At 75.8% G+C, this 15031-nt stretch carries 14 protein-coding genes; 7 read left to right on the forward strand and 7 right to left on the reverse strand.

Going from position 1 to position 15031, the window contains the following annotated elements; genetic code table 11:
* Genes ACWEFJ_RS10345 through ACWEFJ_RS10375 form a run of 7 tightly spaced genes read left to right on the forward strand, consistent with a single transcriptional unit; the run spans window position 1 to window position 7362 of the window.
* On the forward strand, window positions 1-354 hold the full coding sequence (locus ACWEFJ_RS10345) for a hypothetical protein (RefSeq protein WP_378098467.1): 354 nt from the start codon (window positions 1-3) through the stop codon (window positions 352-354).
* Entirely contained in the window at window positions 351-1622 is a 1272-nt protein-coding gene (locus ACWEFJ_RS10350) for an MFS transporter (RefSeq protein ID WP_449713567.1), read from the forward strand. Before ACWEFJ_RS10345 ends, ACWEFJ_RS10350 begins: the two co-directional genes overlap by 4 nt.
* Window positions 1604-2800: a CaiB/BaiF CoA transferase family protein gene (locus ACWEFJ_RS10355; protein ID WP_378095841.1), complete on the forward strand. Its 1197-nt coding sequence runs from the start codon at window positions 1604-1606 to the stop codon at window positions 2798-2800. Before ACWEFJ_RS10350 ends, ACWEFJ_RS10355 begins: the two co-directional genes overlap by 19 nt.
* Window positions 2801-2829: 29 nt before the next feature.
* Window positions 2830-3660, forward strand: a complete 831-nt coding sequence (locus tag ACWEFJ_RS10360) for a cyclase family protein (protein ID WP_378095839.1) — start codon at window positions 2830-2832, stop codon at window positions 3658-3660.
* Window positions 3657-5072, forward strand: a complete 1416-nt coding sequence (locus ACWEFJ_RS10365) for an MmgE/PrpD family protein (RefSeq protein WP_449713568.1) — start codon at window positions 3657-3659, stop codon at window positions 5070-5072. Before ACWEFJ_RS10360 ends, ACWEFJ_RS10365 begins: the two co-directional genes overlap by 4 nt.
* A gap of 14 nt (window positions 5073-5086) precedes the next feature.
* On the forward strand, window positions 5087-6550 hold the full coding sequence (locus ACWEFJ_RS10370) for a dihydroorotase (RefSeq protein ID WP_449713569.1): 1464 nt from the start codon (window positions 5087-5089) through the stop codon (window positions 6548-6550).
* A complete protein-coding gene (locus ACWEFJ_RS10375) occupies window positions 6547-7362 on the forward strand; it encodes an HpcH/HpaI aldolase/citrate lyase family protein (protein ID WP_449713570.1) in 816 nt (271 codons plus the stop codon). The genes ACWEFJ_RS10370 and ACWEFJ_RS10375 overlap by 4 nt, the downstream gene beginning before the upstream one ends.
* A gap of 190 nt (window positions 7363-7552) precedes the next feature.
* Here ACWEFJ_RS10375 and ACWEFJ_RS10380 read toward each other — a convergent pair whose 3' ends face one another.
* The 7 genes from ACWEFJ_RS10380 to ACWEFJ_RS10410 all read right to left on the reverse strand — a co-directional run bounded on the left by ACWEFJ_RS10380 (window position 7553) and on the right by ACWEFJ_RS10410 (window position 14983).
* Window positions 7553-7984, reverse strand: coding sequence for a chromate resistance protein ChrB domain-containing protein (locus tag ACWEFJ_RS10380; RefSeq protein WP_378095827.1), 432 nt, complete (start codon window positions 7982-7984; stop codon window positions 7553-7555).
* Window positions 7981-8484, reverse strand: coding sequence for a Chromate resistance protein ChrB (locus ACWEFJ_RS10385; RefSeq protein WP_449713571.1), 504 nt, complete (start codon window positions 8482-8484; stop codon window positions 7981-7983). Before ACWEFJ_RS10385 ends, ACWEFJ_RS10380 begins: the two co-directional genes overlap by 4 nt.
* A 36-nt stretch (window positions 8485-8520) precedes the next feature.
* Complete coding sequence (gene chrA, locus ACWEFJ_RS10390) at window positions 8521-9891, reverse strand: chromate efflux transporter (RefSeq protein WP_449713572.1); 1371 nt, start codon at window positions 9889-9891, stop codon at window positions 8521-8523.
* 86 nt (window positions 9892-9977) lie between these two features.
* Window positions 9978-10613, reverse strand: coding sequence for a hypothetical protein (locus ACWEFJ_RS10395; RefSeq protein WP_378095818.1), 636 nt, complete (start codon window positions 10611-10613; stop codon window positions 9978-9980).
* Complete coding sequence (locus ACWEFJ_RS10400) at window positions 10613-11593, reverse strand: hypothetical protein (protein WP_378095815.1); 981 nt, start codon at window positions 11591-11593, stop codon at window positions 10613-10615. The genes ACWEFJ_RS10395 and ACWEFJ_RS10400 overlap by 1 nt, the downstream gene beginning before the upstream one ends.
* Window positions 11590-12198, reverse strand: a complete 609-nt coding sequence (locus ACWEFJ_RS10405) for a vWA domain-containing protein (protein ID WP_378095812.1) — start codon at window positions 12196-12198, stop codon at window positions 11590-11592. The genes ACWEFJ_RS10400 and ACWEFJ_RS10405 overlap by 4 nt, the downstream gene beginning before the upstream one ends.
* A 43-nt stretch (window positions 12199-12241) precedes the next feature.
* Window positions 12242-14983: a hypothetical protein gene (locus ACWEFJ_RS10410; protein WP_449713573.1), complete on the reverse strand. Its 2742-nt coding sequence runs from the start codon at window positions 14981-14983 to the stop codon at window positions 12242-12244.
* Window positions 14984-15031: the final 48 nt, after the last annotated feature.

A 15031-nucleotide genomic window follows, 5' to 3' on the forward strand; every position in this document is an offset into this window, starting at 1 on the left:
ATGGCCCGCAAGCTCGTGCTGCTCACCTACAACATCAAGCCCGGGGTGCCGCTGGAGGAGTACGCCGAGTACACCCGCAGCGTCGACTACCCGGTGTTCCGCCGGCACCCCGGCATCCAGGACTACGCCAACTACGTCGTGCGGCGGAACGCGCGCGGCGAGGAGTGGTTCAAGCACTTCGACCTGATGTTCGTGGACGACCTCGACGCCTTCCACGCCGGCGGGAAGCTGCACCACGGCGACCCGGCCGTGCTGGAGCACGCGGCCGGCTGGCGGGAGAAGTGGGGCAGCGACCCGGCCACCGGGTGGCGCACGGACGTCAACATCACCTACGCCGACGAGATCTGGGGGTGACGCGACCCCGGGACGGCCGGGTCGTCCTGCCGGCCGTCCTGGTCGGCGCCGGGTACATGCTCCCGCTCTACCTCACCGGCGCGCTCGGCGTGGCGATCCGGGACGACCTCGGGCTGAGCGCGACGCGGTTCGGCGCGGTGGTGTCGGTGTTCTTCGCCCTGGGCGGGGTGCTGATGCCGTTCGGCGGCCGCGTGGTGGACCGGATGGGCGCGGCCGCGGCCGTGCGGCTCTCGGTCGCGGGCGCGGCGTCGTGCCTGGCCGCGGCGGCCGCCCTGGGCGGCACCGCCGCGGGGCTCGCCGCCGCGCTGGCCGTCGGCGGGGTCGGCACGGCGGTCGCGGGCCCGGTGGGCGGCATGCTCATCGCCCGCGGCGTCGCGCCGGAGCGGGCGTCGCGGGCGTTCGCGCTGGAGCGCTCGTCCATCCCGGCGGCCACGCTGCTGGCCGGGTTGGCGGTGCCGACGCTGGGCGCGGTCCTGCACTGGCGGGCGGTGTTCCTGTGCGCGGCGGTCGCGGTGGCGCTCGTCGCGTTCCTCCCGGTGCCGCCGCCGACCCGCGCGCAGCGGGCGGACGGCGGGGGAGCGCCGCGACCGCCGGGGCCGCTGCTGGTGATGACCGGGGTGTTCTTCCTCGGCTCGGCGGCGGCGACCGCGATGAGCGCGTTCCTGGTCGGTTACGGCGTCGCCGCGGGCGGCACGGCGGGGGCGGCCGGGGTGGCGCTGGCCGTGGCGAGCGCCGCCACCATCGCCGTCCGGCTCGGGCTCGGGTTCACCTCGCGCCGGGTCCCGGGGCGAGGTGCCCTGACCGCCCTGCTGCTGGTGGGGGCGGCCGGGTTCGCCGTCCTGGCGTTGCCCTCGCCGGTGGCGCTGTGGGTCGGCGCGGCGCTCGCGGCCGGCGCGGGCTGGGGGTGGACGGGCATCGCGGGTCACGCCGTGGTGACCGCGCACGCGCACGCGCCGGGCGCGGCCACCGCGTTGATCCAGGCGGGCGGCTGCCTCGGCGGCGTGGCCGGTCCGCTGGTGCTGGGCGCGGTGACCGACGGCGGCTCCTACGCCGCCGGGTGGCTGGTGCTGGCCGGGTTCCTGGTGGTGGCCGCGCTGGCGAGCGCGCTCAACCGCGGCATCTGGGCGCGGTCGGGGTCACAGCCCGCGGCAGCGGCGGTGGTTGACCCCCGGGACACTCGCAACCTAACCTCTGAGCGGAACAGCGTTCGCCTCACCGGAACACCGGACGGCGACGGAAAGGGGACCCCATGGCCGACGGACCGCTGACGGGCGTGCGGGTGCTCGACGTCTCGACGATCCTGGCCGGCCCGCTCTGCTGCCGGATCCTCGGCGACCACGGCGCCGACGTCGTCAAGGTCGAGCACCCCGAGTTCGGCGACGGGATGCGCGGGCACGGCAAGCAGAAGGACGGCATCCCCCTGTGGTGGAAGGAGATCTCCCGCAACAAGCGCCACCTCGGGCTCAAGCTGTCCACACCGGACGGGGCCGCGCTGCTGCTGAAGCTGGCCGCCCGTGCCGACGTCCTGGTCGAGAACTTCCGCCCCGGCACGCTGGAGCGCTGGGGCCTCGGCCCCGACCGGCTGCACGAGGTCAACCCCGGCCTGGTGGTCGTCCGCGTCACCGGCTTCGGGCAGACCGGCCCCTACGCGGGCCGGGCCGGTTTCGGCACGCTCGCCGAGGCGATGAGCGGCTTCGCCCACCTCACCGGCCAGCCCGACGGCCCGCCCACGCTGCCCGCGTTCGGCCTCGCCGACAGCATCTGCGGCATCGCGGCGGCCTCCGCGGTCGCCATGGCCCTGTTCGCCCGCGACCGCAACGGCGGCCGGGGCGAGGTCATCGACATCAACCTGCTGGAGCCGATCATGACCGCCGTCGGCCCCGGCCCGATGGTCTACCAGCAACTGGGCGTCGTCGGTCAGCGGCACGGCAACCGGTCCGCCAACAACGCCCCGCGCAACACCTACCGCACCAAGGACGGCCGCTGGGTCGCCGTCTCCACCAGCGCCCAGCGCATCGCCGAGCGCGTGCTGGAGCTGGTCGGGCACCCGGAGGTGATCGACGAGCCGTGGTTCGCCACCGGGCACGGCCGCGCCGCGCACGCCGACCTGCTCGACGCCCACGTCGGCGGCTGGATCGCCGAGCGGACCGAGGCCGAGGTCAGCGCCGCGTTCGCCGAGGCGGGCGCCGCCGTCGCCCCGGTCTACACCGCGCGCGACCTGGTCGAGGACGAGCACGTCCGGCAGACCGGGATGCTCACCACCGTGCCGGACGAGGACTTCGGCGACCTGCTGATGCACAACGTGCTGTGGCGGGCGGCCACCGCGCCCGGCCGCGTCCGGTTCACCGGGCGGCCCCTCGGCGCCGACACCGACGAGATCCTGTCCGAGCTGGGCGTGGACGCCGCCGAGACCGCCCGGCTGCGCGCCGAGCAGGTGGTCGCGTGACCGCCGCCCCGACCACCCGGAGGACTTCCATGACACCGACCGCGACCACCGCGGCGCTGCTCGACGCCGTGGCAGGCGGCCTGGTCGTGCACGACCTGGGCAGACCGCTCACCGTGGGCATGGCCCAGTCGCCCAACCACCCGCCGTACTGGCACGCGCTGCCGCGCCGGCACGGCGACACCGTGCGCGCCGACGGCGGTTCGGCGGCCAACGACATCATCACCATGGGCACCCACGTCGGCACCCACATCGACGCGTTCGCCCACGTCTCGCACGACGGCAAGCTGCTCGACGGCTCCGACGCCGCCGAGGCCGGGCGCGGCGGGCGCTTCGTGGAGCTGGGCGCGCACACCATCGCGCCGATGGTGCGGCGCGGCGTGCTGCTGGACGTGCCCGCCGCGCTCGGCGACCCGACCGGCCTCCCGGCGGGCTACGAGATCACCCCGGACGACCTCGCCGCGGCCGAGCGCGCCCAGGGCACCGAGGTCCGCCCGGGCGACGTGGTGCTGGTGCGCAGCGGCTGGGGGCGGCACTTCGCCGACCGCACCCTCTACCAGGGCCAGGAGTCCGGTGTGCCGGGCGTGGGCGCGGCCGGGGCGACGTGGCTCGCCGACCGGGGCGCGCACGCCGCGGGCGCCGACACCATCGCGTTCGAGTGCCTGCCGCCGGGCAGCGGCCACAGCGTGCTGCCCGCGCACCGGGTGCTGCTGGTCGAGCGCGGCGTCTACATCGTCGAGACCCTGGAGCTGGACGCCCTGGCCGCGGCCGGCGCGCACGAGTTCCTGTTCGTGCTCTCGCCGCTGAAGCTGTTCGGCGCGACCGGTTCCCCGGTGCGCCCGCTGGCGGTGGTCGGCGCATGAGCACCCTGGCCGAAGAGCTGGCCTCCTTCGCCGCCGCCGCGCTGAAGGAGGGCGTGCCCGAGGACGTGTCCGCGTCCGTGCGGCGGCGGGTGCTGGACGTGCTCGGGCTGTGCGTGGCCGCGCACCGGCTGCCGACCAGCGCGGCGGCCGTCGAGCACGTCGCCGACCAGGGCGGGCGGCCGGAGGCGACCGTGATCGGCCTGGCCCGGCAGGTGCCCGCGGCCGCCGCGGCGTTCGCCAACGGCGTGCTCGCGCACTCGCTGGACTACGACGACACCCACCTGCCCTCGGTGCTGCACCCCAGCGCCGGCGTGGTGCCCGCCGCGCTGGCCGCCGGGCAGGCCGCGGGCGCGCACGGCCGCGACGTCGTCGCCGCCATCGCCGTGGGGCTGGAGGTGACCGTCCGGCTCGGCATGGCGGGCTACGACCGCGAGCTGGGCAACTCGGTGTTCTTCGAGCACGGCCAGCACGCCACCTCGATCTGCGGCGCGATGGGTGCGGCCGCGGCCGCCGCCCTGCTGTACGGGCTGGGCGAGCAGGGCGTGCTGGACGCGCTCGGCGTCACCGCGTCGTTCGCGGGCGGCGTGATCGAGGCCAACCGGACCGGCGGGACGGTCAAGCGGCTGCACTGCGGCTGGGCGGCCCAGTCCGGGGTCGCCGCCGCGCAACTGGTGCGGCGCGGCTTCACCGGTCCGCCGACCGTGCTGGAGGGCCGGTTCGGCTTCTTCCAGGCGTTCCTGCGCGGCCAGGCGGACCTCGCCGCCGTCACCGACGGGCTCGGCTCGCGGTGGGCCGCGCCGGGCATCTTCTTCAAGCCCTACCCGGCCAACCACTTCGTGCACACCGCGATCGACGCGGGGGCGCGGCTGCGCGCGGACGGCGCGCCCGCCGACCCCGACCGCATCGCCTCGATCGAGCTGCGCGTGCCCGCCGCGGTGATCCGGACGATCGGCGAGCCGATCGGGGTCAAGCGCGCCCCGGCCACCGGCTACCAGGCGCAGTTCAGCGGGCCGTACGCGGTGGCGACCGGCCTGCTCGGCGGCACGGGGCTGGGCGCGGGACTGGCGGACTTCACCGACGAGCTGGCCGCCGACCCCGTCCGCCGGGCGATCATGGCCAGGGTCGAGGTCGTGCCGGACGCCGCCTGCGACGCGATCTTCCCCCACCAGTTCCCCGCCACCGTCGTGGTGCGCGACGTCGAAGGCCGCGAGTGGCGCGCCGAGGTGACCGCGAACCGGGGCGGCCCGCAACGCCCGCTCACCGACGACGAGCTGGGAGTGAAGTTCACCGACAACACCAGGGGACGGTTGAGCGCCGAGACCGCCGAGGACGTGCGCGCCGCCGCGCTGTCACTCGACGCGCTGACCGACGTCGGCGCACTCCTGCGCCCCCTCGCCGCATTCACCGCCTGACAGGAGCGACCGCGATGGCACTCGACCTGCTAGTCACCAACGTCCGCGTGGTCCGCCACGACCGGCCGGAAGCCGAGCGCGCCGACATCGGCGTGGCGGACGGCCGCATCGTGCGGGTCGCTCCCGGCATCGACCCCGCCGAGGCGACGACGGTGGTGGACGGCGGCGGCAAGCTCGCCTTCCCCGGCGTGGTGGACGCCCACCAGCACTGGGGCATCTACAACCCGCTCACCGTCGACGCGGGCACCGAGAGCCGCGCCTGCGCCCAGGGCGGCGTGACGACCGCGTTGAACTACATCCGCACCGGCCAGTACTACCTGAACCGCGGCGGCGACTACGCCGAGGTGTTCCCGGAGATCCTGGCGGCGACGGAGGGGCGGTCCTACGTGGACTACGCCTACCACCTGGCCCCGATGTCCAAGCGCCACCTGGAGGAGATCCCGCGGCTCGTCACCGAGCACGGCGTGACCTCGTTCAAGGTGTTCATGTTCTACGGCAGCCACGGCCTGCACGGCCGCAGCGCCGACCAGAGCAGGTTCCTCATGATCCCCGAGGACGAGCGCTACGACATCGCCCACTTCGAGTTCGTCATGCGCGCCGTGCAGGCGGTGCGCGAGGAGCACCCCGAGCTGGCCGACGAGATCTCGCTGTCGCTGCACTGCGAGACCGCCGAGATCATGACCGCCTACACCAGGATGGTCGAGGAGGAGGGGAAGCTCACCGGCCTCGCCGCCTACAGCGCCTCCCGGCCGCAGCACTCCGAGGGACTGGCGGTGTCGATCGCGTCCTACCTGGCGCACGAGACCGGGTTGCCCACCATCAACCTGCTGCACCTCAGCTCGGCCAAGGCGATGGACGCCGCGCTGCGGATGGCCAGGGCGTTCCCGCACATCCGGTTCCGGCGCGAGGTCACGGTCGGGCACCTGCTCGCCGACATCGACACCGCCTCCGGCATCGGCGCGAAGGTGAACCCGCCGATCCGGCCGCGGGCCGACGTCGAGGCGCTGTGGGAGCACGTGCTGGCCGGGGAGGTCGACTGGGTCGTCTCCGACCACGCGTGCTGCCGGGACGAGCAGAAGTTCGGCGACCCGCGCGACGACGTGTTCCTGGCGAAGTCGGGCTTCGGCGGCGCGGAGTACCTGCTGCCGGGCATGGTGACCGAGGGCGTCAAGCGCGGCCTGTCGCTGGGCGACATCGCCAAGCTGACGTCGTGGAACCCGGCCACCCGCTACGGCCTGCGCACCAAGGGCGCGATCGGCGTCGGCTTCGACGCGGACTTCTGCCTGGTGGACCCGGACACCACGTGGACCGTGCGCGCGGCGGACTCGGAGTCGACCCAGGAGTACACGCCGTTCGAGGGCTTCGAGCTGACCGCCGCCGTGACCGACACGTTCGTGCGCGGCCACCGGGTGCTCGAAGCGGGCAAGGTCGTCGGCGACCCGGTCGGCCGGTACCTGAAGCGCCCGACCGGCGCATGATCCCGCGCAGCTACCTGTACGTGCCCGGCGACCAACCGGCCAAGCTGGCCAAGGCCGCCGGGCGCGGCGCGGACGCGCTCATCGTGGACCTGGAGGACGCGGTGGCCCTCCGGGCCAAGGGCGCGGCCCGCGAGGCCGCCACCGCGTACCTGGCCGGCGGCCGGGCGTGGGTCCGCGTCAACGCCGACGCCCTGGCCGAGGACGTCGCGGCGGTCGCGGACGCGCCCGGCCTGGCCGGCCTGGTGGTCCCCAAGGCCGAGCCGGCGCTGCTGGCCGAGGTGGACCGGCTGCTGGGCCGGCGGCCCGTGCCGGTGGTGGCGCTGCTGGAGACGGCCCGGGGGATCCGCGACGTGGACGCCGTGGCGAGCGCGCCCCGGGTCGTGCGGCTGGGCGTGGGGGAGGCGGATTTGGCCGCCGAACTGGGCCTGCGGCCGGACGACCGGCGCACCGAGATGTGGCCGTTGCGCTCGGCGATCGTCGTCGCCTCCGCCGCGGCAGGGCTGCCGGCCCCGATCGGGCCGGTGGAGACGGCGGTGCGCGACGAGGCGCGGCTGCGCGCGGGGACGGAACTCCTGCTGCGCCAGGGCTTCCGCGCGCGCACGGTGCTCACCCCGGCCCAGCTGCCGGTCGTCAACGCCGTGTTCAGCCCGTCCCCGGAGGAGGTGGCGGCGGCGCGGCGCGTGGTCGCCCTGCTGGCGGAGGCGGGGTCCGGGGTCGCGGTGGACGAGCACGGCCGTTTCATCGACGCCGCCGTGGCCCGCTCGGCGCGTGAGGTGCTCGACCGCGCGGACGCGTGCCGGCCGGCGGGCTGACCCGGCGGGCTGACTCATCGGGCTGACCCGGCGGGCGCGTCGCGCTCCGCGGCGACGGGGACCGACCGGTGCCGTCCCGCGATGTCCGCGCCGCGGTGTCGCCGGCGGGCTGGTCGGTTGATGCCCCGCGCCCTCGGTGTGAGGCGCCGCGTCCCCGGTGCGGTGCGAGGGCCGGGACGCGGCGGTGTGGTCACGACGGGGTGCGGCCTTGGAGCACCGCGCGGCGGAAGAACTCGTGCAGGCCGTCGAACACCGGACCGGTGATCGCCAGCACCTCGTCGTCGGAGCACACCATGGACAGCCCGCGCAGCACCACGTCCAGGCCCCGCGCCTCGGGCGCGTCGAACAGCTCGTCCTCCAGGTCCGCCTCGTGCACGGCCTCGGCGATGCGCCACAGCACCGGGTCCACCAGGTCGTAGCGCCGCAGGACGGTTTCGAACGTGCAGTCGTCGCCGTGGTGGGTCAGGTCGACGCCGCGCATGTCGAACGGGATCGCGTCGGCGGGCACCTCGGCCGGGTCGTCGACGAAGACGAACTCCGCGTCGGGGTCGATGAACCGCCGGATCAGCCACGCGCAGGCGGCCCGGTCGATGTGCACGCCGCGGCGGGTCGCCCACCTCACGCCGGCTCCCGCGCGTCCTGGTGGCGTTCGCCGGCCAGGTCCGCCACGGCGGCGCGGGCCCGCTCGCGCTCGGGCGGCGGGAAGTAGTCGCGCCGGTGGATGCGGTGCAGCTCCTGGCGCAACCGGCGCGCGGCGGCGCGACGCCCCGCCTGGTCCAGCCCGAGCGATCCCGTCGCCTCCGCGACGACGTCCAGGTACTCCGCGGCACGTGCCGCGGCGAGCGACGCCGCCAGCTCCTCCTCGGCGGACGCCGCCGTCGGCCGGCCCACCCACACCATCGCGGTGCCGCCGGCCTGCACGACCTCCTCCGCCAGCCACTCCAGCTGCTCCCGGGTGCGCGCGTCGTGCGGCAGCGCGGCCAGCCCGTCGCCGAGCTGCGCCACGCCCAGGCGCTTGAGCTTGCGCCACACCGAGATCCGGGGCGTGGACGGCTCGCGGGGCAGCCGGTAGGACAGCAGGACCCAGCCGGAGCCGTGCTCCGACCCCTCGCCGCCGGCCATGCCGGCCATGCTAGCCGCCCACCCCCGCCGACGTGGTCACGCGACCGGGAGCCCGACCAGCGCGGCGACGACGCCGAGGCCCGCGCAGGCGATCAACACGCGCGGCATCGACCAGCGCACGCCCAGGACCAGGACGAGCGCGACCGCGGTGATCACCGCCTGGACCGGGCGGAAGGTCGAGAGGTCGGGCAGCGCCAGGCGGAGGGGCCCGAAGCGGTGGACCGCGGTGGCGTGGAAGAGGGTGTTGAGGGCGAAGTAGAGCGCGAGGTTCGCGATCACGCCGACGACGGCCGCGGTGATGCCGGTCAGCGCGGCGGAGAGGGCGCGGTTGTGCCGCAGGCGTTCGACGTAGGGCGCGCCGAGGAGGATGAACAGGAAGCACGGCACGAAGGTGACCCACGTCGTCAGCAGTGCGCCGAGCACGCCCGCCACCCACGGGTCGAGGCCGCCGGGGTGGTTGTATGCGCCCAGGAACGCGACGAACTGCACCACCATGATCAGCGGGCCCGGCGTGGACTCGGCCAGCGCCAGGCCGCGCACCATGTCGCCCGCGGACAGCCAGCCGTAGACCTCGACCGCGCGTTGGGCGACGTAGGCCAGCACGGCGTACGCCCCGCCGAAGGTGATCACGGCGGTGCCGGAGAAGAACAGGCCCTGGGCGGTGAGGGTGCTGCCGATCCCGGTGAGCAGCGCGACCGCGACGACCGGCGCGGCCCACACGACGAGGCCGACGCCGAGCACGGCCGCCGCCCGACGCGCCGACGGCCCCTCGTGGTGCAAGGCGTCGTCGGCGATCAGCGGGGCGGGCCCGTCGTCGGCCCCGCCGTGCCCGCCGCGCGGCTCCGTGACGCCCGGCGCGAAGCGGCCCAGCACCCACCCGACCGCGGCGGCGGCCGCGATGACGACGGGGAACGGGATCGCGAACAGCGCCAGCGCCGCGAACGCGCCGGCGGCGATGGCCACGAGCGCGGGGTGGTGCAGGGCGCGCTTGCCGACGCGGAACACCGCCTGCGCCACGATGGCCACCACGGCGGGCGCGATCCCGGCGAAGAGGGCGTTGACGGCGGTGGTGTCGCCGAACGCCACGTAGATCGCCGACAGCGCGAGCAGGGCGAGCATGCCGGGGAGCACGAACAGGGTGCCGGCGATCAGCCCGCCGCGGCGGCCGTTGAGCAGCCAGCCGACGTAGATCGCGAGCTGCTGGGCCTCCGGGCCGGGCAGCAGCATGCAGTAGTTCAACGCGTGCAGGAACCGCTGCCTGCCGATCCAGCGCTTCTCCTCCACGAGCGTGCGCTGCATGACCGCGATCTGGCCCGCCGGGCCGCCGAAGGTCTGCAACGAGATCAGGAACCACGCCTTGGTCGCCGTGCGCAGCGGGATCACGTCCCCGCTCCTCGTGTCCGGCATGAGTCGACCTCCCCGACCGTCGTGCACCGGGGGGAATGTAACCACGGTTGCACCGCGAGGGGCGCGCGTCCCGGATGGTGGGCGGTCTAGCAGGGCGAGGTGGCGTGCGCGTTCTGGTCGGACACGCGCAGCACCGCCTGGTCCACGACGAACAGCGACGTGCCCGCGTTGCCGCCCAGCCGCAGGGCGCAGCCCGAGGCCGGCAGCGGTTTCGCCGGGTCCGCCGGCGCCAGCCGCACCGGCGTCACCCGGATCACCGACATGCCCAGGACGCCGAACTCGACCGGGACGCCCGCGCGCACGTCGTCCGCGAAGCGGTCGGCCAGGCGGAACGGCAGCACGGCCAGGAACACCACCGCGAACCCGACCAGCGCGCCCGCCAGGCCGCGCGCCCAGTGCCGCCCGCGCAGGGGCAGCCGCACCACGAGCGACCGCACCCCGGTGCCCACCGACACGACGACGTCCGCCGACCCCGCCGACGCGGCCCGCTCCTGCAACCACCGCACGGCCAGGACCAGGACCAACGCCACGATCCCGACCAGGAACGCCCGCGCGACCAACCACGTGAACGTGATCCCGGCGTCCTCCGGCTCCACCCCCAGCGCCCAGTAGAAGCGCGCCGTCAGCACCCACCCGAACGCGTAGGACAGCCCGGCGACGCCCGTGGTGACCTTCGCCGCCTGCTCGGCCCACTCCGAGAGCCCGGCCAGGGCCGCCCGCATCACACGAACCTCGCCAGCAGGAGGATCGCGACGCACGCGCCCAGCAGCAGCCCCAGCGCGAACGACACCCGGTCGGCCCGGCGCACCGCGGCCGGGTCGCCCGCCGCCTCCGGCTCGACCACCGCGCCCCGGGTCTGCGGCAGCGCCCGGTCCAGCGCCCGGCCCCACTCCGCCAACGACGGCCGGTCGCCCGCGGCGCCCGCGGCCCTGGCGACCAGCGGCGCCAGCGCGGCCGGGAGCCGGTCGGCCGGCAGGTCGTCACCGGGGTGCCAGTAGGGCGAGACGAGGGTCCGCGCGGCCAGCAGCCCCAGCACGTACGACGTGGACGCCCGGTCGGGCCGGCCGACCTCGCCGGACAGCACGCGCGGGTCGGTCCAGTCGACGGTGGTGTAGAGCGGCTGGTCGCCCGGCTCCGCCACCGCCCGCAGCGAGTCGCAGTCCAGCACGAACACCGACGGCGGGTCCAGCGCCCACAGCACGTTGTGCGCGGCCAGGTCCTCGTGCACGAAGCCCCGGTCGTCCAGCCACGACAACGCCTCGACCAGCCGGTCCAGCAGCTCGACCTTCTGCCGGTCGGTGGCCCGGCGCACCCCCAACCGCTCCGCCCGCTTCTCGTACAGCAGGAAGTTCAGGTCCCGGACCCGGGTCCGCCCGTCCGGCAGCGCGACGTGGAACGCCGGACCGGCGCGCACGACCAGCGCGCCGACCACGTCCTCGCCGTCGCGCACCACCGCCACCGGCCACGCCAACCGTTCGCGCACGGAGGCGGCGGCCGCGTCGTCCAGCCCGGCGTAGACCTCCACCAGCCGGTCGAGGTCCGCGCCGCCGTGCCGCTCGTGGTACTTCTTGTAGAGCAGCGACCTGCGCTCGCCGGGCACGGCGAACACCCGGGCGGAGCCGCCCTGCGCCACCTGCTCCCCGTACCCGACCTCGGCTTCGGCGAGCCGCCGGGGCATCGCGGGCCACGGGTTCGCGGTCACCCGTCCTCCGGGCGGACGATCATGCGCGAGGTCGTCAGCGCGTCCAGGTGGTTCGAGAGCAGCGACCGGACCTGCGCGGCCAGCGGCTGGTCCGCCGTGTCGTCGAGCACCCGCACGTCGGAGGCCAGCAGCAGGCCGCCCAGCTCGTGCGCCCGCGCCGGGTCGAGCCCGACGGCGACCAGCAGGGTGCGCGGGTGGCTGCCCTGGTAGAACCGGTCGAACGACCGCTGCCAGCCCCGGTCCAGCGGCACGCCGTCGGTGATCAGGACGACCAGCGGCCGGTCGAACGTGATGCCGGACGCCACGTGCGCCGACGCGTCCGCCCCGATCAGCTTGCCGAGCAGGTCGAACACGGGCGCGAACAGCGTCCTGCGGCCGGCGGTGAGCGGGGGCCGGGGGAAGCCCTCGGTCAGGTCGGACAGCGGCAGCACGCAGCGGGCCGTGTCGGAGAACGTGACCAGGCACAGCCGGACCCGTTCGCCCAGCAGCGGCGAGTACAGCAGCTCGTCGGCCAGGGCGTCGAGCAGCTGCCCGACCTCGGGCAGCCGGCCCGCCATCGACGGCGACGAGTTGACCGCCAGGTAGATCGGCATGACCCTGCGCATGGCGCCTCCCTGCCCGGGTATCTCCGCCTGGACCGCTCCGGCGTTACCGCCGGCAGTCGAGCCGGTCGGGGGGACGGGTGCCCACGTACCGCCGCCACTCGTCGGCGGTGAGGTCGCGCCCGGCCGAGGCGCACGCGGCCCGCACCCAGTCCCGCTCGTCCAGGCTCCAGCGGGTCAGGCGCCCGCCGCCGGGTTCGGCGGTCAGCAGGTGCCGCCCGTCGGTGGTGACGGCGACCGCGGTGAGCTGGGGCATCCCCTGCGTGGCGGGCGCGAGCGGGATCGCGCCCAGCTCGCCGCCGGACTCCAGGTCGGTCAGCACGAGCACGTGGTCGGCGCGGATCCGGGCGGCCAGCCGGCCGTCCGGGGTGGTGGTCAGGCCGGGCGTCCACACCCCGGTGGACGGCACGGACCGGACCAGCCCGGTCCCGTCGCGGTCCCACACCTCGATCGCGGTCCGCCGCTGCACCAGCAGGTGCCCGTCGGTGTGGTGCACCGAGGTCGCGGGGCCGCCCGGCAGCTCGCGGGTCGTGCCCGCGGCGACGTCGACCAGCACCACCGCGTCCGTCCCCGACACCGCGACCCGCAGGCCGTCGGCGCTGATCGAGGCCCGGTCGGCCTGCACGGGCCTGCTGAACAGGGACGTGTCGACACCGGTCGCCACCACCGCCCGCTCCTCGCCGGTGGCCGCGTCCAGCACGTGCACCCGGCCGTCCTGGTCGACCACCACCAGCCGCGTCCCGTCGGCGGACGCGCGGGCGGCCATCACGTCCTCCACCCCCGGCACGGCGGGCCACCGGTCGACCACCTCGTCGCCGTCGTGGACGTGGACGGTCCCGCTCGGCGACGACAGCACCAGCAACCGCGAGCCGTCCGCGCTCCACACCGGCACGGTGTGGTAGTCGTTCACCCGCTCGTCCTCGAACCCGCCGGTGACGCCGTCGTCGGTCTCCACCTGGACGCGTCCCAGCGCGGCGACCGCGACCCGTCCCGGCGCCGTGACCAGCCACGGCGCGCGGCACGCCCGGCAGGTGAAGGGCACCTCGGTGCGCAGCGGCGCGCCGAGCCGGGTGTTGCGGGTCAGGTCCCACAGCACCAGGGCGTCGTCGGTGCCCGACACCAGGTGGTCGGAGTCGCCCGCGAACGCGAGCGCGCCGACCGGGACGCTGTTGCCCGGCAGCCGCCACCGCTCGCCCTGGTCGGCCCCGGAGGTGTCCACGACGTGCACGACGCCCGCGTGGCCGACCGCGACGCGCCCGCCGTCCGGGCTGACGGCGAGCGACTCGGGGTTGGGCTCGCCCACGGCCAGGCTCGCGTCCGCCGTGTCGTAGTCCGCCGCCTGGACGCCCTCGGTGCGCCACTGCCAGGTCTCGCCGTCCCGCATCCAGGCGAAGTGGCCGCCGTCGGGCGAGTAGCCCACGGCGAACCCGCCGTCCGCGGGCATCACCGACACCGGCACGGACCTCCGCACGGCCAGGTCGGCGACCGAGCGGACCTGCCACTCCGTGCTCCCCAGCACCGCGAGTTCGTCGTCGGAGCGCAGCGCGACCTTGTCCGGCCAGTTGTGCGCGACGGACTCGGTGGTCCGCCCGGTGCGCCGGTCGTGCGCGACCAGCCTGCCGCTGGAGTCGCGGGTGTCACCGGGGTCGAGGTGGTGGGTGGTGAACGCGACGACGTCGCCGGACGGCGAGATCGCCGCGCTGCCCCGGTTGTGCCCGGCGGGCACCTCGACGTCGGTGAGGGAGTCCCGGCCGTCCCAGCGCACCGCGCGGCCCTCGGCCAGCACGGCCGCCGTCACGCCGTCGGCGTCCACCGCGACGTCGACCACCGGGTGCTCGACGGAGACCTCGGTCCGGGCGTCGCCGTGCAGGTCCCACCGCACCACGCGGCCGTCCGCGGTGCCCGCCACGGCGACCCGGCCGTCCCGCGAGACCGCGACCGCGGTGACCGGCGACCCGACGTGCAGGTACCGGTCGAGCCGGGGGCTCGCGGCCAGCACCTGGAACAGCACCGACCGGGTCACCGGCTGCGGGTCGGTCCGGTACGCCTCCACGGCGAGCAGCTGCGCGAGGTCCAGCCGGGTGTCGACGTTCGCCAGCGCGGCCGACGCCAGGCCGCGGGCGGTCGCGATCCGCGCCTCGGTGCGGGCGTTGTCCCGCTGCACGACCGCCACCACCGCGCCGACCACGGCGAGCACCGCGAGCAGCGCCAACGCCACCACCGCGGCGCGGGCCAGGCGCAGCGTCGTGCGGTGCCGGCGCACGTCCTCGCCGACGAGGGCGTCCTTGGGCACGCCGCGCACGGCCGCGGCGACGTCGGCGACGCAGTCGCGGAAGCGGGCGTCGGCCTGGTCGACGCGGTCGGCGTCCCGCAGCCACCGCAGGTCCACCCAGCGCGGCTCGACGGCCATCGCGGCGCGCAACGGCGGCGGCAGCGCCGTCCGCTCGTGGTCGGGGTCGGGCTCGCCGTCGGTCACCACCAGCAGGATGCGGTCGGCGGACCGGTGGGTCAGCCACCACTCGACCTCCCGCGCCACCCACACCGAGCGCGCGGCGTCGACGGAGGCCATGAGCACCAGCCACCGCGAGGCCGCCAGCGCCCGTTCGATCGACCCCCACAGGTCCGGGTCGGCCGACAGGCTCGCGTTGTCCAGGAACACGCGCATCGCCCGCAGCCGGTACCAGGGCTTGGCCATGCGCTGGAGCCCGGTGCGCAGCGCGGGACCCGTCAGCCGGTCCTGCCTGTGGCTGTAGCTGATGAACGCGTCGTACTCCGCCCCGTCCGGCAACCCCCCACCCCCGGTCAGTCGACCACGTCCCATGGTCGGGCCGCCGGG

This window comes from Actinosynnema sp. NPDC004786 (assembly GCF_053601135.1).